Origin of the sequence: Streptomyces sp. NPDC008313 (assembly GCF_042956125.1) — a bacterium.
Lineage (GTDB): Bacteria > Actinomycetota > Actinomycetes > Streptomycetales > Streptomycetaceae > Streptomyces.
Genome location: NZ_JBIBFR010000035.1, coordinates 30,990 through 53,057, shown reverse-complemented (window position 1 = coordinate 53,057; position 22,068 = coordinate 30,990). Strand labels below are relative to the sequence as shown.

The 22,068-nt window shown below is 69.5% G+C and carries 17 protein-coding genes and 1 pseudogene; 12 read left to right on the top strand and 6 right to left on the bottom strand.

The features are described 5' to 3' along the window. Nucleotides 1-867: trypsin-like serine protease (locus ACFY93_RS32365; protein WP_391365478.1), on the bottom strand; the 867-nt coding region annotated here is incomplete at its 3' end. A gap of 420 nt (nucleotides 868-1,287) precedes the next feature. On the opposite strand from ACFY93_RS32365, the pseudogene ACFY93_RS32360 reads away from it, so the two are divergent. Both ACFY93_RS32360 and ACFY93_RS32355 read left to right on the top strand, forming a co-directional pair. Then, a pseudogene (locus tag ACFY93_RS32360) lies at nucleotides 1,288-1,680 on the top strand (ISAzo13 family transposase); the annotation flags it as partial. Nucleotides 1,681-1,782: 102 nt separating this feature from the next. After that, nucleotides 1,783-2,217 (top strand): transposase family protein, encoded by a 435-nt coding sequence (locus tag ACFY93_RS32355; RefSeq protein ID WP_391365480.1) that lies wholly within the window; start codon nucleotides 1,783-1,785, stop codon nucleotides 2,215-2,217. On the opposite strand, the gene ACFY93_RS32350 is transcribed toward ACFY93_RS32355, so the two are convergent. Beyond that, entirely contained in the window at nucleotides 2,192-2,962 is a 771-nt protein-coding gene (locus tag ACFY93_RS32350) for a hypothetical protein (RefSeq protein WP_391365477.1), read from the bottom strand. The genes ACFY93_RS32355 and ACFY93_RS32350 overlap by 26 nt on opposite strands. 693 nt (nucleotides 2,963-3,655) lie before the next feature. On the opposite strand from ACFY93_RS32350, the gene ACFY93_RS32345 reads away from it, so the two are divergent. The 3 genes from ACFY93_RS32345 to ACFY93_RS32335 all read left to right on the top strand — a co-directional run bounded on the left by ACFY93_RS32345 (nucleotide 3,656) and on the right by ACFY93_RS32335 (nucleotide 6,648). Then, nucleotides 3,656-4,720 carry an ABC transporter substrate-binding protein gene (locus ACFY93_RS32345; protein WP_391365476.1) on the top strand — a complete coding sequence of 355 codons (1,065 nt, stop codon included), beginning with the start codon at nucleotides 3,656-3,658 and terminating at the stop codon, nucleotides 4,718-4,720. A gap of 147 nt (nucleotides 4,721-4,867) precedes the next feature. Beyond that, entirely contained in the window at nucleotides 4,868-5,842 is a 975-nt protein-coding gene (locus ACFY93_RS32340; protein WP_391365479.1) for an iron chelate uptake ABC transporter family permease subunit, read from the top strand. Then, on the top strand, nucleotides 5,842-6,648 hold the full coding sequence (locus ACFY93_RS32335) for an ATP-binding cassette domain-containing protein (RefSeq protein WP_391365475.1): 807 nt from the start codon (nucleotides 5,842-5,844) through the stop codon (nucleotides 6,646-6,648). The genes ACFY93_RS32340 and ACFY93_RS32335 overlap by 1 nt, the downstream gene beginning before the upstream one ends. 478 nt (nucleotides 6,649-7,126) lie before the next feature. Here the strand turns inward: ACFY93_RS32335 and ACFY93_RS32330 are convergent, their stop codons facing one another. Next, entirely contained in the window at nucleotides 7,127-7,810 is a 684-nt protein-coding gene (locus tag ACFY93_RS32330) for a TetR/AcrR family transcriptional regulator C-terminal domain-containing protein (RefSeq protein ID WP_391365474.1), read from the bottom strand. A 61-nt stretch (nucleotides 7,811-7,871) separates the two neighbouring features. Here ACFY93_RS32330 and ACFY93_RS32325 point away from each other — a divergent pair, with 61 nt between their 5' ends. The 6 genes from ACFY93_RS32325 (at nucleotide 7,872) to ACFY93_RS32300 (ending at nucleotide 17,499) form a co-directional block, all read left to right on the top strand. Further along, nucleotides 7,872-9,416, top strand: coding sequence for a monooxygenase (locus ACFY93_RS32325; RefSeq protein WP_391365473.1), 1,545 nt, complete (start codon nucleotides 7,872-7,874; stop codon nucleotides 9,414-9,416). A gap of 899 nt (nucleotides 9,417-10,315) precedes the next feature. Continuing rightward, on the top strand, nucleotides 10,316-12,865 hold the full coding sequence (locus tag ACFY93_RS32320; protein ID WP_391365472.1) for a SpoIIE family protein phosphatase: 2,550 nt from the start codon (nucleotides 10,316-10,318) through the stop codon (nucleotides 12,863-12,865). Further along, entirely contained in the window at nucleotides 12,862-13,944 is a 1,083-nt protein-coding gene (locus tag ACFY93_RS32315; RefSeq protein WP_391365471.1) for a substrate-binding domain-containing protein, read from the top strand. The genes ACFY93_RS32320 and ACFY93_RS32315 overlap by 4 nt, the downstream gene beginning before the upstream one ends. A gap of 32 nt (nucleotides 13,945-13,976) precedes the next feature. Next, nucleotides 13,977-14,756, top strand: a complete 780-nt coding sequence (locus ACFY93_RS32310; protein WP_391365470.1) for an ATP-binding cassette domain-containing protein — start codon at nucleotides 13,977-13,979, stop codon at nucleotides 14,754-14,756. After that, nucleotides 14,753-16,045, top strand: a complete 1,293-nt coding sequence (locus tag ACFY93_RS32305) for a sugar ABC transporter permease (protein WP_391365469.1) — start codon at nucleotides 14,753-14,755, stop codon at nucleotides 16,043-16,045. Before ACFY93_RS32310 ends, ACFY93_RS32305 begins: the two co-directional genes overlap by 4 nt. A gap of 98 nt (nucleotides 16,046-16,143) precedes the next feature. Further along, nucleotides 16,144-17,499: an extracellular solute-binding protein gene (locus ACFY93_RS32300; RefSeq protein WP_391365468.1), complete on the top strand. Its 1,356-nt coding sequence runs from the start codon at nucleotides 16,144-16,146 to the stop codon at nucleotides 17,497-17,499. Nucleotides 17,500-17,885: 386 nt separating this feature from the next. Here ACFY93_RS32300 and ACFY93_RS32295 read toward each other — a convergent pair whose 3' ends face one another. Further along, nucleotides 17,886-19,052, bottom strand: a complete 1,167-nt coding sequence (locus ACFY93_RS32295; RefSeq protein WP_391365467.1) for a hypothetical protein — start codon at nucleotides 19,050-19,052, stop codon at nucleotides 17,886-17,888. 16 nt (nucleotides 19,053-19,068) lie between these two features. Here ACFY93_RS32295 and ACFY93_RS32290 point away from each other — a divergent pair, with 16 nt between their 5' ends. Beyond that, complete coding sequence (locus tag ACFY93_RS32290; RefSeq protein WP_391365466.1) at nucleotides 19,069-19,206, top strand: DUF3152 domain-containing protein; 138 nt, start codon at nucleotides 19,069-19,071, stop codon at nucleotides 19,204-19,206. A gap of 101 nt (nucleotides 19,207-19,307) precedes the next feature. On the opposite strand, the gene ACFY93_RS32285 is transcribed toward ACFY93_RS32290, so the two are convergent. Beyond that, entirely contained in the window at nucleotides 19,308-20,123 is an 816-nt protein-coding gene (locus ACFY93_RS32285; RefSeq protein ID WP_391365465.1) for a hypothetical protein, read from the bottom strand. 331 nt (nucleotides 20,124-20,454) lie between these two features. Continuing rightward, nucleotides 20,455-22,068: a VWA domain-containing protein gene (locus ACFY93_RS32280; RefSeq protein WP_391365464.1), complete on the bottom strand. Its 1,614-nt coding sequence runs from the start codon at nucleotides 22,066-22,068 to the stop codon at nucleotides 20,455-20,457.

Here is a 22,068-nt window from a genome sequence, read left to right as displayed (position 1 = left end):
ACGACACTCGGGCACTCGCCCTGCCCGCTCCCAGCCCAGAACACGAAAACGGTCCACCGACTCCGTCGGCGGACCGTCACGCAAGATCGAGGCTAGCTTCAAGTCGTCATGGGGAACGTACTCCTCCATACGAGCTTCCTGTCTCAGCCAGTCGTGGACACAGTTGCGCTGAGCCGCGCACAACGGGTCGTCGTATGTCTGCGCCATGTGTGCGTTGGACGGATTGTCCCCATTGACCACACTCGTTGAGGTGACACCGGTGACCACTCGGACCTTGCCATCCCAGTACCCGGACGGCCCGCCAGAATCCCCTTGCCGTAGCCTGGCCTTGAGTGCCCGGACCTTATAGGCGGGACCGCCTGCGCTGTCCTTGAGCCCTTCTTCGTTGTCGATCACCTTGGTGTGCGCGCCCTTGAGAACGGGGGACGGACCGCACGTTTCGCAGGTCTTTCCCCACCCGTAGGAATCTAGTTGCTTGCGCAGCGGCACCTTCTTGTTCGGTGCCAATTTTGCGTAAGGGTATCCCGGCAAATGCCCGTCTGCCGGCAGTGTTTCCAGAACCGCCAGATCATTTCGGAACTTGGCTCCGGCAACGTTGTATCTACCGCCCTGACCCAACGTGGTGGAGCCCACCCGCACGAAAAACTCGTAGTACGGGGCGAATTTGAAACAGTGTTGGGCAGTAAGGATCCAGCGCACGCCGGTGACAACACCCGAGCAGGCGAACTGATCTGGGTTGCCGTCCACGCCCTTCAGCCATATTTGAGCCATGTCGGTTGCAGCGGGAGGGGTGAATCCGCCCTCGACTGCCTTGGCTTGGGGTGCGGAGGGGAGCAGGAGGGATCCGCAGGCCAGAATGCCTGCCAAGGCAACGATCCATCTGAACCGTAATGCCTGTTGGCGCATTTTTGGTGACACGTTTCTCTTTCGGTATTCGAGGTATCCACTCGCTGCGGACACCAACTTGGGAATGTACAGAGCTAAGGGCCGCGTGGGCCTCCGGGCCCACGTGCGCTCCTGGGTGGAAGCAACAGCGGGAGTCGCGGAAGCTGGCTGCTTACGGAGCAACGTCTCGTACTGCGAGTTCGGAGCTCCTTTCTGACCAGCTCGTAGATCTCTGTCCCAGTGGTACGCGCCAGCATCGCGTTGTGTTGAAGAAGGCGGGGGCTGCCTTCCGGACGCGCGGACCGGCTCACCATGCAGGGGTGCTCGGTGTGTCATTGCGGTGGGTAAGGGTCTGCCGATCATCAAGGTGTTGCTTTCAGAGCTGAGGCTCGTTGGTGTCGTATGCGCATCCCGGACGAGACTCGTGATCAACTTGTCGTGAAGTTCGCGGTGTTGTTCCCGCACCTGGACGAACGACAGCGGCGACTGCTGATGGCCGCGGAGGCCCGAGGGCTGGGACATGGCGGCATTCGGGCCGTGGCTCGAGCGGCCGGGGTGAGCGGGGCAACAGTGCGCAAGGGCATGTCCGACCTGGAGGCGGGCCAATTCCTTACTGGACGAGTGCGGCGACCAGGCGGCGGACGCAAACGCGCCGCGGACCTCGACCCTGGACTGCGGACTGCCCTGCTGAGTCTGGTCGAGCCGGACGAACGTGGTGGTCCGATGTCGCCGTTGCGGTGGACGACGAAGTCGACCCGCACGTTGGCGGCCGAATTGACCCGTCAGGGGCACCGGGGTCGGTGCCAGGGCTTCGGCGTAGTTCGATGATGTCCGGTTGCTGACGTCCCGTCGGGTTGGGTGGGGTCTGGTACGAAGCAGGCACGGACGTCCGTGATCATGGAGTTCTCTACGCTCTGTGATCCTGGGAAGCCCGCGCCTGCCGACGCATCATCTCTAATATCGCCCGCGTTTGACCAGCTCAGCCCGCATCCTCCGGCCCTGGGCCGGGACGTGCCCGGCCTGCTGGAGCGGCTGGCGGCGGTCCCGGATCCACGCGATCCGCGAGGAGTACGCCATCCGCTGGTGACGGTGCTCGCGCTGACCGCCTGCGCGGTCCTGGCCGGGGCGAAGTCACTGCTCGCGGTGAGTGAATGGGTAGCAGATGCCCCACCGGCCGTGCTCGAACGCCTCGGCGTCGACATCGATCCGCTGTTCCCGGCACGGTCCTGGCCGGTGGAATCGACGGTTCGCCGACTCCTGGCCCGAGTCGATGCAGACGCCCTGGACCAGGCCGTCGGGGCCTGGCTCACCGACCGCCAGAACGGTCGCTGAGAAACGGCTCTGCCTGCTTCGATCGCCCCGCCCGCCTCAGCGCGGTGACGCCGGCCGAACGGACACGCGGGTTGCGTGCAGACAGCAGTGGAGGCAACACACCCTCGTAACCGTCCTCATCCTCCAGAGCCGTGAGCGCCGCTGTGGCACACAGGTCCTGGACGACAGTGTCCTGATCCCCGGCGGCCGCACGGGCCAGCTCAGCGGGACGGCGCAGTCGGCCCTCGATGGCCAGCCGGTACGCGAACCGCCGAACGACGCGGTCAGGGTCAGCAAAGAGAACAGCGAGCTGCCCGTGGGATGCCTGGCGCAAGATCTGACTGAGTACATCGACGCCGAAGGCACCTCTGCCGCGGCGGCCCATGCGGAGGATGAGCGGCGCGAGGTCGAGGGCAGAGTCCACATTCAGGGCCTCGCACAGCAGCCGCCGCGCGTGCTCGCGCACCGGTCCGACCCAGTCGGCGCAACGGAGCACGAACAACGGTAGCTGACCGGGGTACCGGACCGACTGACGCAGCGCCTCCTGACGGATCCGCCCGTCGCGGTGGCAGAGAGCGAGGGCGAGCCGGGACTCGCCGACCTGAGTCAGGTCGGCGGGCAGTGGGGCGGAGTGCTCCCACCCCGGCAGGAACTGAGGCCGGTGCCAGGACACCTCACGCACTCCTGCATCCAGCGTGCTTTGAAGCGGCACACCACCCGCGAGCCGCGTTGCTGCCGCTGTCCCGTCCTCGATGTCCTCAAGCATTCCCGCCCCTCCAGCAGTCGTACCAGGTGATCGTAGGAGGCCGGTTTCGCGTAGGGCGCGGAAAATACGGCCCGCGATCGCCGAGGGCCGCCGCTCGTCACCCTGCTCACCAGAAGCCGAACGCGGTGACATCGCCCCTGCTTCGGGTGTGTTGTGGGACGACCAGCAGGTTGGATGGCGGAATTGACGGGCCGCTCGCCGATGAAGTCACCGGGACGTCCCTCGACTCGGCGGGAGATCGAGCGGCTGTTCTGGCGCGAGATCGCCAAGAGGCTGACCAGTGAGGACGCGGCAGTCACCGTCGGGGCGGCCCCGGCGGTGGTCCGGCGAGGAAAGCACCAGGTCCACCGCGTCCCGCTTGAACTCCTCGGGATGATTCTTCCGCTTTGCCACCTTGGATCACTTCCGCTGGATGACGCGACATCCGACGTCCGGCTGTCGGAATCTCGGGGTCACTCCAGGCCATCGGCTGTCCCATCGGCACCGTCCGCTCCCGTGTCGCGCGGGCGCGTGCGTCGCTGACCGACCTGCTCGTGGAGGAGGAGCAGGGGGCTGACGCACCGGCGGTGAAGAAGTGGGGGTGAGCCGGGAACTCCGTCCTCCCGCGCGCCGACTACGTCGGGGACATCTGGTGAACGGCGCTTCCCGGTCCGGTGGAAGAGCCGCAGGAGGAGCAGTGATGGGAGGCAAGCCGTGTCGAAGCTGACGCGCCCGATCGGTGGCGTCATCCTCGCCGTGGGGTTGCTCGTGACGGGCTGTAGCGGCTCGGGGGGCGGAAGCGGCGCGAAGGGGGCGGCGTCGGCCGGGAAGGGCGGTTCCGCGGTGTCCGTCGAGAACTGCGACGGGCAGAAGGTCACCTTCAAGGCACCGCCGGCGAAAATCGTCACCAGTAACGCGTCGGCGCTGGAGATCCTGTTGCGGCTCGGCGCGGGAGCGAAGGTCGTCGGCACCGGTTTCCCGCCGGGCAAGGGGGCGCTGCCCGGCGGACTCGCGACGGAGGCTGCGAAGGTGCCGGTGCTGGGGCGGACGGCCATCGCCAAGGAGAGGCTGCTCGGTTCGGGCGCGGACACCTATGTGGAGACGTTCCGTCCCACGCGCGGCGCCTCCCTGACGCCGACGCCCGAAGAATACCGGGCGGCCGGCATCCAGGTGGTGCAGATGCGCACCACGGCCTGCGCCGCCCAGCGCTCGGGCCCGCGGAAGGATCTGTCCGACGTCACCGACGACATCGAGCGGCTCGGTACGCTGACCGGCACGTCGAAGCGGGCCGGTGAGATCACCGCCTCGATGAAGAAGAAGGTGGAGGCGGTCCGCGCTCGGATCGGCAAGGTGCCCGACGAGCGGCGGCCGACGTACTTCGTCTTCGACTACGACGGCGGCACCCAGCAGCCCACCGCGGTGTGCGGCAAGCAGGTGGCCAACGCGGTGATCACGCTCGCCGGGGCGAGCAACATCTTCCGTACCTGCGACAGCGACTACCAGCGGGTCGGCTGGGAGCAGGTCGTGGGCAAGAACCCCGACTGGATCCAGCTCGCGGTGCGCAACCGGGGCGGCGGCGCCAACGACGCGAAGGCGTTCGCGGACGCCGAGCACTTCCTGAAGACCTTCCCCGCCACGAAGGGGCTGAAGGCGGTCAAGGAGAACAAGTTCCTGCGGATCAGGTCGGAGAAGATCACCACGCCGGGCGTCGGCAATGCCGATGCGGTCGAGCAGATCGCGCACACCCTGTATCCGGACCGGTTCGAGGGAGGCCAGTAGGTGGCGATCGCGCCTACACCCGAAGGGACGGTACGACGGCACAAAACGCCGGGGCCGGCGGACGGGACTCCGGGACGGCCGTCCGGCCCACCTCGGACGAGGACCGTGTCCCTCCCCCTCCTGCTGGCAGCCCTCGCCGTGCTCCTGATGCTGTCCCTCACCGGGGCCGTGTCCTGGGGCTCGTCCGGGGTGCCGTTCACCGAGGTGTGGTCCACGGTGCTGCACCGGCTGGCCGGAGGACAGCCCCGGCCCGGTACGCAGGACCTGATCGTGTGGCAGCTCCGAGTGCCCCGGGCGCTGCTCGCGGCGATCGTCGGCGCCGGGCTCGGCGTCGTGGGCACCGCCGTACAGGCCCTGGTGCGCAATCCACTGGCCGACCCGTATCTGCTGGGCATTTCCAACGGGGCGTCACTGGGTGCGGTGGCCGCCCTCGTGCTCGGCGCCGGCACCGGGGGGCTGCTGGGACTCGGTGTCTCCGGCGCCGCGTTCCTCGGTGCGCTGCTCTCCTTCGGGCTGGTGTGGGCGATGGCCCGCAGGGGCGGCGGGTTCTCCCCGCTGCGCCTGGTGCTGGCCGGTGTGGCGATCGGCCAGTTCCTGTCCGGGTTCACCAGCTACCTGGTGCTCCGCGTCGGCGACGAACAGCAGACCCAGGGAGTGCTGTTCTGGCTGATGGGCAGCCTGGGCGGGGCTCAGTGGACCAACCTCGCCCTTCCCGCGGCCACGGTGTGCGCGGGGTTCGTCGCCCTGCAGGGCAGGGCCCGGTCGCTCAACGCTCTGCTGCTGGGCGACGAGACGGCGGCCGGGCTCGGCGTGGACGTGGCCCGGCTGCGCCGTGAGCTGTTCGTGGTGACCAGTGTGCTGACCGGTGTGCTCGTGTCGGCCGCGGGAGCCATCGGGTTCGTCGGACTGATGGTGCCGCACCTGTGCCGCCTGGTCGTCGGCGGCGACCACCGCCGGCTGCTGCCGGTCTCCGCGCTGACCGGCGCGGTGCTGCTCGTCGTGGTGGACACCGTCTGCCGTACGGCGCTGCCGCACATGGAGTTGCCGGTGGGCGTCGTCACCGCGTTCATCGGCGCTCCCGTGCTGCTGTTCCTCCTGGACCGCCGGCTGGAGCGTGCGTGATGAGGATCGAGATCGAGGACCTCACGGTGGCCTACCACGGCCGCACGGTGGTGTCCGGCGTGCGGCTGCTCGCCCTTCCCGGGCAGATCACCGGGCTGATCGGGCCCAACGGCAGCGGCAAGTCGACGGTGCTGCGGACCGTCTACCGGCATCTGCGCCCGGAGTCGGGCCGGGTCCTGCTCGACGGCGCCGATCTGACCGCCCTCCCGGCGGCCCGCGCGGCCCGTCATGTGGCGGCGCTCCCCCAGGAACGCGGCAGTGACTTCGAGCTGACGGTGCGCGAGGTCGTCGCGATGGGCCGCATCCCCTACAAGCGGTCCTTCGCCCGGGACGACGACGGTGACCGGCGGATCGTCGCCGACTCCCTGGACCGGGTCGGTATGGCGGAGCACGGGCACCGCCGGTTCTCCGCGCTGTCCGGCGGCGAACGGCAGCGGGTGCTGCTGGCGCGGACCCTGGCCCAGGACCCGGACGTGCTCGTCCTGGACGAGCCGACCAACCACCTGGACATCCGCCACCAGGTTGACCTGCTGGCTCTGCTGCGGGCCCAGCACCGTACGACGCTGGTGTCGTTGCACGACCTGAACGCCGCCGCCTCCGTGTGCGACCGCCTGTACGTCCTGCACTCCGGCGCGGTCGTCGCCTCCGGCACACCGGCGGACGTCCTCACACCCGCGCTGATGGCCGAGGTGTTCGGGGTGCGGGCGGCGGTGGTCGAGCATCCGCTGACCGGCGACCCGCTGATCGCCTTCGACCACCGGACGACCGCGGATGTCGGCGCACCCGTTCCCGTGGGACCGGTGTGAGGCGTACCGGCCCGTCGCCGCGGGGCTCGTCGACACCCCGCGTGGTGCGTCCACGTCACGTCACCGCTCCCCGGCGCAGCGCGCGGGGCAGCCGGCCGTCTCTCTTTCGGAACGGCTTCAACACTCGGGCCGGCCGCCGCGTATCCCCCAGTGACCGTGGCCTCTCCGGCGGTGGGGAGCACTCTGGAGGCAACGGTGGGCCGGGCGGTCCGGCCTGGGGCGGTTCTGCTCAGGAGACCAGGCAGAGCAAAATGTCCCAGGACGGGCAGGCCTGGGATGGTGCCTGCCATATCACCTGGCCCACCGGTCCACGGTCCCGGCACGGTCCGCCACTCCCCCGAGCGCGGACCGTGCCGGCGTACCCCGCCGACGGCGCCGACCGCCGGGGTACGGCAGCTGTTCGGGCAGTGGCGTCCGGACTACGCAGCGGAACGCCTCGGTGTGGGACGGACCTCGCCGGCCGGCGGGTGACCGTGGTTCAGTGCCGTGCCGTCAGACCGTCGACGAGCAGGTCGAGCCCGAAGTCGAAGAGGCCGTCGAAGTCGGTGCTCGTGAGGGCGGGCAGTACGGCGCCCAGGTGGGGGTAGTTCCCGGACTCCACCGCTGTACGCAGCACAGCCGGGTCGTCGTCCCCGGCACCTTCGGCGGAGGCGGGGACGAGGGCGGCCTGTTCCTCCAGCGTGTGGCCCACGGTGAAGTTGACGACCGTGTAGAGGGCGCGTGCCGCGTCGTCGGCGGTGAAACCCGCCTCCCGCAGGATGCCCACGACCGTGTCGGCGTAGCCGAGGGTGTTCGCCCCCGTGGAGTGCGTCCCCGCGAACACGCGCGCGCCGTCGCGGTGGCCGAGCAGAGCGGTGCGCAGGGCGTGCGCGAGGACGGTCAGTTGCTCGCGCCAGCCGCTCCCAGCAGTGCTGGCGGCCGCATGGGTGACGCCGTCCATCATGTGCTCCGCCATGGCGGTGAGCAGGTCGTTCTTGGTCGCGTAGTAGCGGTACAGCGCGCTCGCCCGCACGTCCATCGCGTCGGCGATCCGCCGCATGGTGAGAGCGTCCAGGCCCGATTCGTCCAGCAGGTCGAGGGCGGTGCGCAAAGTGCGCGCGCGGTCGATGCGAGGGGGGCGGCCCCGGGTCTGGGACTGGACGTGGGTTGACGGGGAGGTCATGGGGTTCATTATAGTGAACAGCGTTCTCGTGAACATCGTTCATTAAATAGAGGAGATTCCGATGGACCTTGACGTACTCGTGGTGGGCGCGGGACCGACCGGGCTGATGCTGGCCTGCGAACTCGCGCTGGCCGGTGTCCGCACGCGGGTCGTGGAGCGCCGCGTGGAAGCGCAGCGCGACTCACGGGCGCTCACGCTGCATCCGCGCAGTCTGGAAGTGCTGGATCAGCGGGGGCTGCTCGACCGGTTCCTGCCGCTCGGCCGGACCGTCCCCGGCTGGCACTTCGCGCAACTGCCCACCCACCTCGACTTCTCCCGGCTGGACTCCCGGCACGGCTGCACCCTGTTCATCGCCCAGGCCCGCACCGAGGAACTGCTCGCCGCGCGCGCCCTCGAACTGGGCGTGGAGTTCGCGCGCGGGCATGAGGTCACCGGGGTGAGCCAGGACGCCGACGGTGTCACGGCGGAGGTGCGGGGACCCGGCGGCGCCGAGACCCTGCGGGCCGGGTACGCGGTCGGCTGCGACGGGGGGCGCAGCACCGTACGACAGGCCGCGGGCATCGGTTTCCCCGGCACCGACGAGAGCCTTACCGGCGTGCTCGGCGACTTCGCCGTCCTCGGCGCCGACCCGGCCGCACTGGAGGCCGCCCGGTCCGCGGGCGTGCTGGTCGCGCCCATGGAAGGCGGTGTCACCCGGCTGGTCTACATCGATCCGGCCACGATGCGGACACCGGCCCGCGAGCCCGTGACCCTGGAGGAGTTCCGCCAGTCCCTGACCCGGATCTGCGGCCGCGACCTGGGCATCACCGAGCCCCGCTGGCTGTCCCGCTTCGGCAACGCCACCCGGCTCGCCGACCGGTACCGCTCCGGCCGTCTCCTGATCGCGGGCGATGCCGCCCACATCCACTTCCCCGCGGCGGGCCAGGGGCTCAACACGGGCCTTCAGGACGCAGTGAACCTCGGCTGGAAACTGGCCGCCACGGTCCACGGCTGGGCGCCGCCCGGCCTGCTGGACAGCTACGACGCCGAGCGCCGCCCGGTCGGCCACGCGGTCACGGAGAACACCGAGGTCCAGACCCTGCTCGCGGAACTCACCCTCGTACCCCGGTACCAGCGGCCGGCGGCGGCCCTGCGCGAACTGTTCGACGAATTCCTCCGGATGGACCAGGTCAACCACGTCCTGGCGGGCCGGGTCTCCGCGCTTCACACCGCCTACCCGCCCACCGGGCCCGGCGCCGACCCACTGGTGGGCCGCCGGATGCCCGACATCGGGCTGACCACCTCCGACCCCGCCGTGCGACGTGTCTACGACCTCTTGGCCGCCGCCCGCTTCGTCCACCTGGACCTCACGAGCGACCCGGCCACGGCCACGGCCGTCCACGCGGGGTGGGGTGAACGCGTCACCGCCGCGACCGTCACGGCCCACGACGACCGCGAGGACCTGCACGGCGTGACCGAGATCCTCGTACGCCCGGACGGGCACATCGCCTGGGCCACCCGCGCCACGGACTCCGGGGGCCGGGAACGGGAGCGGGGCCGGGACCGTGTGGAGGCGCTGAGCGCGTGGGCCGGGGCGGGGGCACGGGACGGGGCGCCGGTCGGGTGATTACAGGGCGGTTGCACTGGCACCAGCGACCACAACTTCCGGGGACCGGACGGCCGACTGGCCCTGGGCGCACCGGTCGTCGGCGCGGTGGTCGGCCTGCTGGCGGGCCTCTATCCATTCGTGCGGGCCTCTCGGATGGAACCGGTGGAGGCACTGCGCGCCCCTTCCTGACCACCAGGACTTCCGCGGTCCCGGTGGCGCGCAGCGATGCCTCCGAGTCGGCCGGGCGGCGTCCGGGACGGCAGGCCGACTCGGCCAGTACACCCGTCGCGGTGAGGAGAGCGGTTCCACCGAGCGGTTGACGGCGAACACCTCGCACCGGCCCGTCCGCAGGACGGCCACCAGCAGACCGCGGGAGGTCTCGAAGCCCTCATTTCGGCGGTGTTGGCGGGTGGGGTTGCTCCTCAGCGGCCCGGAGACGGTGACCTGGTGGTCACAGGTGGCCTGTTATAGGAGGGGCAGGGATGTGTAGCCGACGTCGACCAGGTGCTCGGCGGGAGCAGTCCGCGACGGGCCAGGCGGGTGTGGATGCCGGGCAGGACCTTGCTGTCGTGGGTGGTAGCCGGTGACGACCGTTGTGCCATCCGCGAGCGGCTCGCGAATGGACACCTACGCACTTGGCCGCCTCCGCCCCTGCTGCATCCCTGCCACACAAGCCGGACGTGTCCCTTCCCGCCCAGTGCACAGCCTCTTGCGTCAAGCGGCTGGCGGGAGCGTCTCCCCTGCCGATCTCCGGCACACCTGGTCGATTTTTAGGTATATGCGATTCTAGTGTGTGGGTGCCGCTTATCGTTCGTTTGGTCCCTAGTGACCGGGTTCGGCACCCCGAGTCGCCGCCCGTGTTCCGGGGTACCTCCACCTGCTGGCACCTGCGGCACGGACGGGAGGTAGATGCGGACATGCCCCATCATGGCGATGTCCGGTCCGGAGCCTCGGAGCAGCCCGGAGTCTCGGGGCCACGGGCATACGGGGCCGGGGCGAAAGAATCCGGTCCGCTGTCTCCGGCGCCGGAGCCCACCACGAGGGAGCGGGTGCTGGCGTTCGCCGGGGCGGCGCTGGCGGCTGTGTATGTGCTCGGCGACGAGAGCGAAGGGCTTCGGCTGGTCGAAGCGGCCGGGGGCGCCACTGCCCACTACGGGCTGCCCGAGCGGGTCCCGCTGTCCGGCGGGTCACCCGTATCCGAAGCCTTCCGCGCCGGTCGGCCGCTGTGGCCGGCCACGGGGGCACTCGCCTTCTCCCACGGGGGCGGCGCTGCGAGTGCTCGAGCAAGCGGGCCGCTCAGTGTGATGCCGCTCGGGGCGCGGGAGAGACCGCTGGGCTGCCTCGTCGTCGTTGGGGATTCCGCCGATGGCTTCGGACCCGAGCAGCGGAGATTCCTCCAGCAGTACGCCGACGCGGTAGCCGACCGGCTCCAGGCTGAGGCCGACCGGTCCGCGCCCTCCCCGCTGCTGGGGCCTGCTCTGAGTAGTCTGCGCGTCGGCTCGTTCGTCCTGGCACTGGAAACCGGGATGATCGAGGCGGACGCGACCGTGCTCGAACTGGTCGGCATCGCCCCGGACGACTTCGACAGCAAGGCGGACACGCTGTTCGCGCAGATCGTCCCGGAGGACATGCCCACACTGATATCGGTCAGGGAGCCGTCCGCGCAGGCCCCCGGGTACCGGGAACTGGAGTTTAGGATCCGTCGGCCCACCGGTGAGCTCCGCTGGCTGAATCTGAGCTGCCGGGTGTTCAAGGACACCGACGGCAGTCCGAAGCGGGTGCTGGGCCTGGTGACCGCGGTCTCCGCGGAGCGCCAGAGTACCGACGACGTCTCCAAGGTCCAGTGGCTGACTTCCGCGCTCGACGACGCCACAACGCTCCGGGACGTCAGCCGGGTGGTGGGCTCCGCCCTGCGCAAGCCGCTGGGCGCCGACCGGGTGGCGCTCGCCGAGCTGCAGGACGACCGGCTGGTGGTCACCGTGCTCGATCCACCGCAGCCCGGCGCCTGGCCGGAGCTGTGGCGCTCGGAGTGGCGCTCGGAGTGGCCGGACGCACCAGTCACCGCCCTGCCCACGCTTCAGACGGCGCTGAGGGACGGGCGTATCAGCCTGTGGCCCTCGAGCGCCGCCCTCGAACCCGGTCTCTCGGGCGTCGGCCCCGGCGGCTTGGCCGTCCTGCCGCTCCCGGCTGTGAGCCGGGGCACCGGGGTGTGCCTGGTCGGGTGGGACGAGCCGCACGACTTCCTCCCCGATGAGCGGTCCCTGCTCACCGCGACCGCGGGGCTGGTCGGGCAGGCCCTGAAGCGCGCGCAGGCATACGACGCCGAGCAGGAACTCGCCACGTTGCTGCAGCGCAGTCTGCTGCCCCGCCGTCTCCCCAAGCTGCCCGGAGGGACCGCCGCCGCCCGTTATCTGCCCGCGAAACACGGGCTGCAGGTGGGCGGTGACTGGTACGACGTCATCGCGCTGTCCGAGACCCGGGTGGCCCTGGTCATCGGTGACGTGCAGGGGCACAGTGCCGGGGCTGCGACGATCATGGGCCAGATGCGCACGGCGGTGAGGGCCTACGCCGTGGAGGGCCATCCGCCCGATGTGGTCATCTCGCGCGCCAACCGGCTTCTTGTGGGTATGGAGACCGACCTGTTCGCCACCTGCTGCTATGTCGAGCTGGACCTGGAGGAGGGCGACGCTTGGTTCGTCCGGGCCGGGCACCTCTCACCGCTGGTACGTCATCCCGACGGCGCCACCGAGGAGATCGCCGTCGAGGGCGGACTCCCACTGGGCATACTCGCGGAGGCGGAGTTCCCGATGACCACGGTCGCGCTGGCCCCGGGCACGGTCCTCGCCCTGGTGACCGACGGCCTGGTCGAGTCCGCCGGCCTGCATCTGGACGAGGGCATGCGCCGGACGTGCGACGCGCTCGCCGCGGCCGACCCCTCGGACCCCGGACGGATGGCCGACGATCTACTCGGTGAGACCGGACGTCGCGAGGACGACGTCGCGGTGTTGCTGCTGCGCTACGACGGGATGAAGGTGCGGCCGACACGGGCCCGCTACGTGGTGTGGCGGCTGCCCGATGCCGTCATGCATGCCCGCCGTTTCACCGCGCGCACCCTGCGCGCGTGGAAGGTCGTGGAAGAAGCCGACACCGTGCTGCTCGTCACCTCCGAACTGGTCACCAACGCCCTGGCGCACACCCAGGGTGCGGTCCGCGTCGAGCTCACCCTCGCCGCGGACCGGGTACGGGTCGCGGTGAGCGACTCCTCGCCGCGCGCGCCCGCCAAGCCGGTGATCGTGGACTGGGAGGCGACCGGCGGCCGCGGCATCCTCCTGGTCGAAGCGATGTCGGCGGCCTGGGGCTCGGTGCCGGTCGGCGGAGGCAAGCAGGTATGGAGCGAGATCGTTGTGCCAGTCCGCGAGCCCGGGGGCGAACCCGGGCCCCGGACAGAACAAGGGGATCCGACATGAGGACCCATACGTGGAACGCCATCGCCTTCGTCACCACGTGGCTCATGGTCCTGTCCCTGGCCGGCTGCGGAAGCAACAGCCGGGCGGGCCGGGACGGCTTCACCGTCGGCCTGCTGCTTCCGAGCCAGGGGATCTCTCGTTGGGAGCACTCCGACAGGCCGCTGATCGAGAAGAGGCTCAAGGAGCTGTGCGCCCACTGCACTATTGCGTTCGCCAATGCCGAGAACGATGCGACGAGACAGCGGCAACAGATGCACTCCATGATCGTCAAGGGAACCGCGGTCCTGATCCTCGACGCCGTCGACCCAAAGGCGCTCCGCTCCTCGGTCCGGGCGGCGCACACGGCGGGTATCCCCGTCGTCGCCTACGACCGGCTCGCCGAAGGCCCGATCTCGGCCTTTGTCACCTTCAACGGCGGCCAGGTCGGCAGACTTCAGGGCGAGGCTCTCCTCAAGGGCATGGGCGACAAGGCGAACGGCGGCCAGATCGTCATGATGAACGGCGATCCGGCCAGCCCCAACGCGGCTTGGTACGCCAAGGCGGCGCTGTCGGTCATCGAGGGCAAGGTGAAGATCGGCAGATCGTACGACACCCCGGGCTGGATAGCGGAGAACGCCCACGACAATATGGCTGCGGCCATCGCGGCCCTGGGCCCGGACCGTATCGACGGTGTCCTGGCGGCCAACGACGCCATCGCCTCCGGTGTCATCGCCGCTCTCAAGAACGCACGTGTCAGGGCACTGCCCCCCGTTACCGGCCAGGACGCCGACCTCGATGCCGTGCGGCGCATCGTCGGAGGGGAGCAGTACATGACTGTGTACAAACCCTTCAGGACGGAGGCAGCCGTGGCTGCCGCCATGGCCGTCGCCCTGGGACGAGGCGAGAAACTCGGCTCCATCGCCCCGAACACCATCGACAGCGCCACCACCAGGGGCATTCCGGCCGTTCTGCTCACTCCGGTCGCCGTGACGGCCGGCACTATCGGGCAGACCCTGGTCAAGGAGGGCGTGTACACCATCGACCAGATCTGCACTCCGAGGCTCCGGCCCGCCTGCGACAAGGCCGGACTCACCCACTAGACCGGATTCACCCGGTGAGGGAGGTGGTCCCCGTGGCGTACCCGCCCGTGCTGGTGCTGCGCGGCGTCTCCAAGCGGTTCGGCGGCGTGCACGCGCTCGTGGATGTCGAGCTGCGGCTCCGGGCCGGTGAGGTCGTCGCTCTGGTGGGCGACAACGGCGCCGGCAAGTCCACGCTCGTCAGGGCGATCTCAGGTGTCAGCCCCGCCGACAAGGGCGTCATCGAGTGGGAAGGGCGGCTCGTCCAGATCAAACGCCCCAACGATGCCCAGTCGCTGGGCATCGGTACCGTCCACCAGGACCTCGCGATGTGCGACAACCTCGACGTCGTCGGCAATCAATTCCTCGGCCGTGAGATCCACCGGTTCGGCATCCTCGACGAGGTGGAGATGGAACACCGTGCCCGCGAACTGATGCGCACTCTGTCCATCCGCATCCCCGATGTGCGCATGCCGGTCACCGCACTGTCCGCAGGACAGCGGCAGGCTGTCGCGATCTCCCGCTCGCTCATGGCCGAGCCCAAGGTCCTCCTTCTCGACGAACCCACCGCCGCCCTGGGCGTCGAGCAGACCAGCCACCTCCTCGACCTCATCGACGAACTGCGCGACCACGGCCTCGCCATACTCCTCATCAGTCACAACATGGGCGACGTCAAAGCCGTCGCGGATCGCGTCGCCGTCCTGCGCCTCGGCCGCAACAACGGCCTTTTCGACGTGAACACCACGCCTCAGGAACAGATCATCTCCTCCATCACCGGCGCGGCGGACAACGCCGTGGCGCACCGCACGACACGCGACGAGGAGGCCTGGCCGTGAGCAGGAAGAGGGCACCCGGGGATTCAGGACGCACCGGTGGCGACGCCGGGGCCGCCACGTCCGACCGGCCTCCGCGTACCCGCGGACGGCACATCAACCTCAGGGGATATGCCGACGTGTTCCGCGGCAGGCTGCGCGGCGACGAGCGCGGCCCGATCCTGGTCGTCCTCGGCCTTGTCGCGATCTGGCTCGTTTTCCAGGGCCTCAACGAGAATTTCCTCTCGCCGCGCAACCTGTCCAACCTCAGCGTGGACATCGTCGGTACCGGTCTGGTCGCCGTCGGCATCGTCTTTGTGCTGCTGATCGGCGAGATCGACCTGTCGGTCGGCTCCGTCAGCGGCCTGGGAGGGGCGGCGTTCGCCGTGCTGAACGTGAACCTCGGTATGCCGGAGTGGCTCGCCGTCATCGTGGCGGTGATGTCGGGGATGGCGGTGGGAGCAGTCCAGGGGTTCTTCTTCGCCCGCGTCGGCGTGCCGGCGTTCGTGGTCACCCTCGCCGGGCTGCTTGCCTGGAACGGCCTGACGCTCTTCCTCCTGGGCGCCGGCGGCACCATCAACATCGACGAGGGGGGTCTGGTCGCCTCTCTGACCAGTACCTACTTCGGCGCCGCCGGTGTCGCGTACGGTCTGGCGGCGCTCGGCGCCGGCGCGTACGTCCTGGTCTCTCGCCATAACAGGAACCGCCGAAAGGCAGCCGGGATGCCGCACCGGCCACTGAGTGAGATCTGGGTGCGCACCGGCGTCCTGACGGTGATCGCCTTCGCCGCCGCCTACACGCTCAACCAGTTCCAGGGTCTGCCGCTCGCCCTCCTGATCTTCCTGGCGGTCGTCATCGCCTCGGACCTCGTCCTGCGCCGCACCCGCCACGGACGGAGGGTCTACGCGCTCGGCGGCGGTGTCGAGGCGGCGCGACGCGCCGGTGTGGGCGTGGCGCGGATGCGGATCGCGATGTTCATGGTGTCGGGGACCCTGGCCGCGATCGGCGGCCTGTTCGTGGCCTCAGGACTCACCTCGGCGAGCCCCACGACGGCCCGCGTCGCCGGCTCCGGAATGCTGCTGATCAACGCCATCGCCGCGGCTGTCATCGGGGGCACCAGCCTGTTCGGCGGGCGTGGCTCGACATGGTCCGCGCTGCTCGGCGTGCTGGTCATCCAGTCGATCTCCTCGGGTATGGAGCTGCTGGGGGTCCAGGACGCCGTCCAGTTCATGATCACCGGCGGTGTGCTGCTGGCGGCCGTCACCGCCGACTCGCTCTCCCGACGTTCCGGAGAGGCGTCTGGTCGTGCCTGAGTGGGGTCGCTCGTTTCGCCATATTTCGTATTACTCTCACTGTAGAAGTGTGGACATGCGACGAAAGCAGCGATCGCCGCCGGATTCATCGGAGTCCCATGAAGCGCTGGAGTCTCACTCGTCTGCTTGTGGCGGCCGCGGCCGCCACAAGCCTGGTGCTTTCCGGGTGCGACAACGCGGGCCCGCCGTCCGGCGGGTCGAAGGGGAGCATCCATGTGCTCGGGCTGAATGGCGGCCCGTTCCAGGATTTGAAGAAGCTCACCAAAGAGCATTTCACCGCGGAGACCGGTATCAAGGTCGATTACACCCTGCTGCCGGAGAACCGGGCGCGGGCCACGGCGGCTCACGAATTCGAGAGCCAGGCGGGGCACTACGACGTTGCGATCGTCGGCTCGTACGAGGTGCCGATCTATTCGAAGAGAGGCTGGCTCACCCCGCTCAACTCCTACGCGAGGGCAGACAAGTCCTTCGACCAGAACGACATGTTCCCCAACCTGATGGCGTCACTGACCGGGACCGACGGCAAGATCTATGCCGAGCCCTTCTTCGGTGAGGGCTCCTTTTTGATGTACCGCAAGGACCTTTTCCAAAAGAACCGGCTGACCATGCCGCCGAACCCGACCTGGGATCAAGTCGCCTCGCTGGCGGCCAAAGTCGACGGCACCGACGGCGCGAAGGGCATTTGCCTGCGCGGTCTGCCCGGATGGGGCCAGAACCTGGCTCCGATCAACACCGTCGTCAACACCTTCGGTGGCGCCTGGTACGACATGAAGTGGAACGCGCAGCTCACCTCGCCGGCGTTCAAGAAGGCAGTAGGCTTCTACGTCGATCTGGTCCGCAAGTACGGTCAGCCCCACGCCTACCGGAGCGGCGTCCTGGAAAACCTCTCATCCTTCGTGGCGGGCAAATGCGCCATGATGTACGACGGGACCTCCCTGGCGTCGTTGATCGAGGCCGACAGTTCGACGGTCAAGGGCAAGGTCGGCTACGTCCCGGCGCCGCACGACAAGACCCAGAAGGCCGGCTGGCTGTGGGCCTGGTCCTGGGCTATCCAGAACGCGGGCAAGAACAAGGACGCCGCCTGGAAGTTCATCTCCTGGGCCTCCTCCAGACAGTACTATGAGCAGGTCGGCAAGCAACTCGGCTGGACCGCGGTGCCGGCGGGAAGCCGGAGGTCGCTCTACGCCAACCCCGAATTCCAGAAGGCGTCCGCCGGCTGGTACCGGCAGGAGTACCTGGCGGAGACGAACTCCGCCGACCCGAGGAACCCGGGCGTCAGTCCCCGCCCATATACGGGTATCCAGTACGTGGACATCCCCGAGTTCGCTGATCTCGGCGACAAGGTCTCCCAGGAGATCAGCTCGGCCATCGCCGGAAGGCAATCGGTGGACACCGCCCTGCAGAAGTCACAGGAACTCGCTCAGGCGGCGGCGGCGAAGTACCGCACCAGCTGAATCCAGATGAACTGTGCGGCCTCGGCCACCGCCTCGCGCCCCGGTCCGGAAGCCGGCGAGCCCGTCGGCCCGGGCGGCACCGACCTGCGGCTGTACCGGGAGAAGCTCCGGCGCCGTCTGCCGCCGGACCCGCTCGGACCACAGGTCTGCACCGCAATGCCCTGCTGCGCGGCGACGGTGCGCCAGGTGCTGACGTCCGACGCGGATCATCTGGGCTCCCGCGGTCCGGCGAAGCACCGGACACCCGCCAAGAAGACAGTACGGATTTCACTCCGCGGTCAGGGTGGGCTGTTGCCCGCGCACGTGCGCTTCGGGCGGTGTCCTGGGTCGGCCGGTACCCGTGCCTCCCGCCTTCGGACGGACCGAGGGTGCCGGCGGCTTCACCCTCACCCGTGGGCGAGCCGCTGTCGTAGACACGCGAGCGCGACACCCGCCGGTGCCAGCGCCAACGGCAGCAGCACGAGCGCCACCGCGACCGGCGTGATGAGGACAAGAACGCCGGCCACCCATACGTTGTCGTCGGTGACGGCCAGCATGAGCAGCCCTCCCCAGTGCGCCACGTGGACACCGAGCCATGTGGACATCGCAATCACGACGCCGACCGGGGCCGTGCACAGCAGGAGGATCCCGGCGGTATACGCGCGTGCCATACGAGTCAGCCTCCAGGAACGCCGCATCGCGGTCACCGCAGGGCAGCCGTCCGCCACCCGCACGGCGGTGGCGAGCGAGAACCGGGAGATCAGGACGAGCCCCAGCGTCCAGATCACGACGGGCAGAGCCCGGCCCACCAGGAGAAACTGCACGGTCGCGGGTTTGTGGTACGTGGGCCACGTCACCCCAGGCACCAGTTCCATGTCGACGACGGCCAGCACGAGCAGACCGGCCAGCCCCGGCACCACAGCGCACGCCGCGGTGAGCAGTTGCACGCGGAACGCGGCGCCGAGGTGCGGACCCGAGCGGCGCCACAGGGCGGAGAGGGTGAGCGTCCGAGTCGCAACGGCCCCGGAATCCGCCACCGAGCTCTCCCGCGTGTGTGCCACGGTCACGGCCTGGGCGGTGAACAGCCAGGCGACCAGCGCCCACGCGACGAGGAGCAGCAACGGAAAGACGACGTACGCCACTTTGAGGAGTTCGTCCATCTGACCGGCGTAGGCGGCGTAGGAGCCCTCGGCTTCGATGGCACTTTCCGCGCACCTCCGGGCTTCGAGGAACAGGCCCCAGGAGACGGCGAACGCACCGGACACGAGGGCGCCGCCGACGATCAGCGCCGTCGCGCAGGCCACGGCGGCGGCACCGAACACGGAACGCCGCTCGCCGCCGGTGATCAGTAGCGCCTCAGCAACGGTGCCGGCAAGACGATCATTCATGGTGGGTGCGACGCGCTCATCGGGACGTTCGGTTCCGACCGGGCCCTTGACCGTTTGCTCGACTTCAAGTTTGGACGGGGTGAGTCGCTTCAGGAGGGAGTCCACCACCTCGGGGCCATTGACCGTCAAGCGCTGCGAGGAGTGTTGCCTGGGCAGACAGCGTAGCTCGCGTTGGCGGGTGTCCATATGAGGAAATGACGTCGTGGTGAACCTCAAACGCTGGGTCGAGGACTTACCCACCATCGACGACCCGATCCATGACTACCGGGCGTTGATCACCAACCATGAGACGGGACACTTCCTCGGCTACCCGCACACGACCTGCGCGGAATCCGGCTGACTGGCCTCCGTCATGATGCAGCAGACCAAAGGGCCGCCGCCGACGTGAGAGTCCCGGCCGGGGCGGCTTCGGCCACATCCGAACCGACACCGTCGACCCGCTCACGGATTCCAGTGCATGGACTCGTTCGCCCGCTCGAAGTGTCGGGCGGCCAGTTCCTGCCTCCTGATCGCCCAATGAAGTGCGAAGCCGGCTCTGCCCTCGATACGGGGATGCCAGCCCGCCAACAACAACCAGTCCTCGAGGTCGTACGTCTCGTCCGAGGACAGCGCGGCCGACTCCACGGGATTGACTTCCATGCTCTGCTCCAGGGCATGCCCGCCCACCTGCACCCACCCGCCACGGGGGATGTCACGGCCGCCCAAGTGCCACAAGTCCGAGTGGGTGTGAGCGTAGGGAGTCCAGGGAAGGTCCCCGCCCCGCCAGCCGTGCTCGGTGGCCATCGCCTTCGAGATGTGGAAGGGCAACGACACATCGGCGGACAGGTGCAGTACGCCTTGAGGGAATTGCTCGAGAACTTCCAGAGCATCCGGATCCTCCTCGTAGTACTCGGGCGCGCTCGTCCTCTCCTCTACGGTCGCTCCCTCGGGGATGTGAATGACTTGGCCGCCGGCATCCAGGTCGGGGAAGGCGAACAGCAGCAGGCGGCCGTCGGGCGGCAGGGCGAGCCCCGTCACCTTTTCGGACAGATCCGCGCAGTTGAGCGACGCGACGAACGGGAACTCGGGGTCTGGCGTGTCCGGCGGCAGGAGCAGGGGGCCGCCGAAGCGGCCTACGACGGGCCCGTCCCCGTCCATCCTCAGGGTCGCGCAGGGAAGGGCGGCACTCGTCCATTGCTCTATGACGTCGGACGGGATGTTCCGCCTCGCCATCTCCACACGGTACCGGTCCAGCTTGTCCACTGTCTCAGGCGTCACACGGGAACTGTAGTGCTCCAGCTCATGGGTCGAGCTCGGTGTGGGAACCTTCACGATCGCGCCTCACGGTGAGCTGAAGGCCAGGACGTGGCGACGGAGTCGCCAGTTGTGCCAGCATTCCTGCCCACGGAATGGCAGTCCTTGCCGGCAACGTGCCCGACGAGGCCGGCTCGCGTGGCGGCGAGCAGTGCGTGCGCTCATCGGTCTTTGCCGGCTGCGGCTTCCCCCTCGCGCGGCCTCGTGGCTACGACGCGCCCTGGCCGTGCCGCCTCCGCTGTCAGGCCTCCCGGCTGGACCTCGAGCACTCCGGCGTCGCGCGACTGGCGTCGTGTCAGATGACGCGGAACAGGTCGGCGCTGGTGTGCACGTCCGTGAGGTCGTCGACGGTGCGGAGGTTGTCACACAGGGACTCCAGGACCGACCCGGACGCGGTGGCGGTGTCTGGGGTGGCGACGGCCACGCCGAAGAGGCGGAAGCCCAGACGGTGCTTGGCGTCGTTCCAGCCGCGCACCCACGTCTCCGTCACTTCACAGGCGTCGTCGGTGATCACCACGATGTCGCCCCGCCTGCGGGCCGTGTCGTTGAACTCCCGCTCCAGCAGCTCCGCGGCCGTGCTCAAAGGACGCTGGAAGTCCGTGCCGCCGCCGAGGAAGGTCTCCGCGAAGTCGAGGACATCGGTGACGGGGGCCGGCCGGCCGGCGGGGAAGCGGAAGACCCTGATCTTGTCGGCGGCGGAGAAGAGGATGCCGACGAAGTCGCGTCCGGCGTGGCGCGCCTGGTCGAGCAGGGCCAGGGCACATGCCTTGGACCAGGCCTCACGGGTGACTCCGCCGGGCCCATCCCCGTACATGGAGTGCGAGGTGTCCACGCATGCGATGACGGCGCCCTGCCCGGTGGTCTGCTCGCCCTGCGAGTCGTACAGCATCAGCTCTCCGGCCGCGTAGCGCGCGGCGAACACCGCGCGCAGCTCCGGGACTCCGAGGACCGCCAGCTCGGAGGGGACGACCCGGGAGAGGTCGTCGCCGAGGGTGACGCCGACCAGTTCGCCGGTGGCGTTCTCCACCTTGCGGGCCCGTTCGGCGCCTGCCATCCGTCGGAACCGGCCGATGAGTTCGGCCCACTGCGCGAGCCTTCCGGTGCGCAGCCGGTCGGCGAGCCGGGCGCGCTCGTCGAACGGCATCCGCTGCGCCTCGCCGGGACCGACGCCCCACGCGCGCATCAGTGCGGCCTCCTGCCGGACGGCCTCGGCCGCCGCCGCCGTGGCGTTCCGCGCGGCGGCACGGATACCGGGGAGCGCGGCGGCAAGGGCATGGGCGGCGGCCTGGGCCTCATGCCGGGCGGCGGCCTCTGCGGCTTCGGCGGCGTAGATCGCCCGGTGTACGACGTCGGCCGCCGGGTCGGGAACGGTGCCGTTCGCGTCGGCGGCCTGCCGGAGCGCCTCGCTCACAGCGCTCGACGCGGCCACGGCCACCTGTTGGGCCCTGTCCGCCTGCGCCGCCCTGTCACCGGCCTCCCGCGAGCGCTCGAGGAGTCCGCGCAGTGCGGAAGCCTGGGCGAGCACGGCCAGGGCGGCGGCGTAGGAGTCTCCGGCCGTCTCCCGGTGCAGCCCGGTGAACTCCGGTGAGTGCAGCAGTGAGGCGACGACCCGGTGGTTGACCAGGTGGGAGGGGGCCATCTCCGCACGGTCGCGCAGGCGCGGGGCGGCCTGGTAGGCGGCCAGGAACACGTCCGCCAGGAGATCGGGGGCGTGGGCGTGGCGGGAGTGAAGCTCCTCCGCCAGTTCACGCAGCCCGGCCGACTGCTCACACACGTCCCGCCACGCGACCCTGTCGAACGGCCCCGCGGACACGGCCGCCGTGTGCCGTGCGACGGCGGCGAGGGACATGGCCAGCCATGTCCCGGAGCTGCTCACCAACTCGCCGAGTCCGCTGTGCGCTTCACCCAT

Coding starts and splice junctions, on each gene's coding strand:
- ACFY93_RS32355 (WP_391365480.1), top strand. CDS start 1,783: ATGGAGTTCTCTACGCTCTGTGATCCTGGGAAGCCCGCGCCTGCCGAC.
- ACFY93_RS32350 (WP_391365477.1), bottom strand. CDS start 2,962: ATGCTTGAGGACATCGAGGACGGGACAGCGGCAGCAACGCGGCTCGCG.
- ACFY93_RS32340 (WP_391365479.1), top strand. CDS start 4,868: ATGCTGTCCCTCACCGGGGCCGTGTCCTGGGGCTCGTCCGGGGTGCCG.
- ACFY93_RS32335 (WP_391365475.1), top strand. CDS start 5,842: ATGAGGATCGAGATCGAGGACCTCACGGTGGCCTACCACGGCCGCACG.
- ACFY93_RS32330 (WP_391365474.1), bottom strand. CDS start 7,810: ATGACCTCCCCGTCAACCCACGTCCAGTCCCAGACCCGGGGCCGCCCC.
- ACFY93_RS32325 (WP_391365473.1), top strand. CDS start 7,872: ATGGACCTTGACGTACTCGTGGTGGGCGCGGGACCGACCGGGCTGATG.
- ACFY93_RS32320 (WP_391365472.1), top strand. CDS start 10,316: ATGCCCCATCATGGCGATGTCCGGTCCGGAGCCTCGGAGCAGCCCGGA.
- ACFY93_RS32315 (WP_391365471.1), top strand. CDS start 12,862: ATGAGGACCCATACGTGGAACGCCATCGCCTTCGTCACCACGTGGCTC.
- ACFY93_RS32300 (WP_391365468.1), top strand. CDS start 16,144: ATGAAGCGCTGGAGTCTCACTCGTCTGCTTGTGGCGGCCGCGGCCGCC.
- ACFY93_RS32295 (WP_391365467.1), bottom strand. CDS start 19,052: ATGGACACCCGCCAACGCGAGCTACGCTGTCTGCCCAGGCAACACTCC.
- ACFY93_RS32280 (WP_391365464.1), bottom strand. CDS start 22,068: ATGGGTGAAGCGCACAGCGGACTCGGCGAGTTGGTGAGCAGCTCCGGG.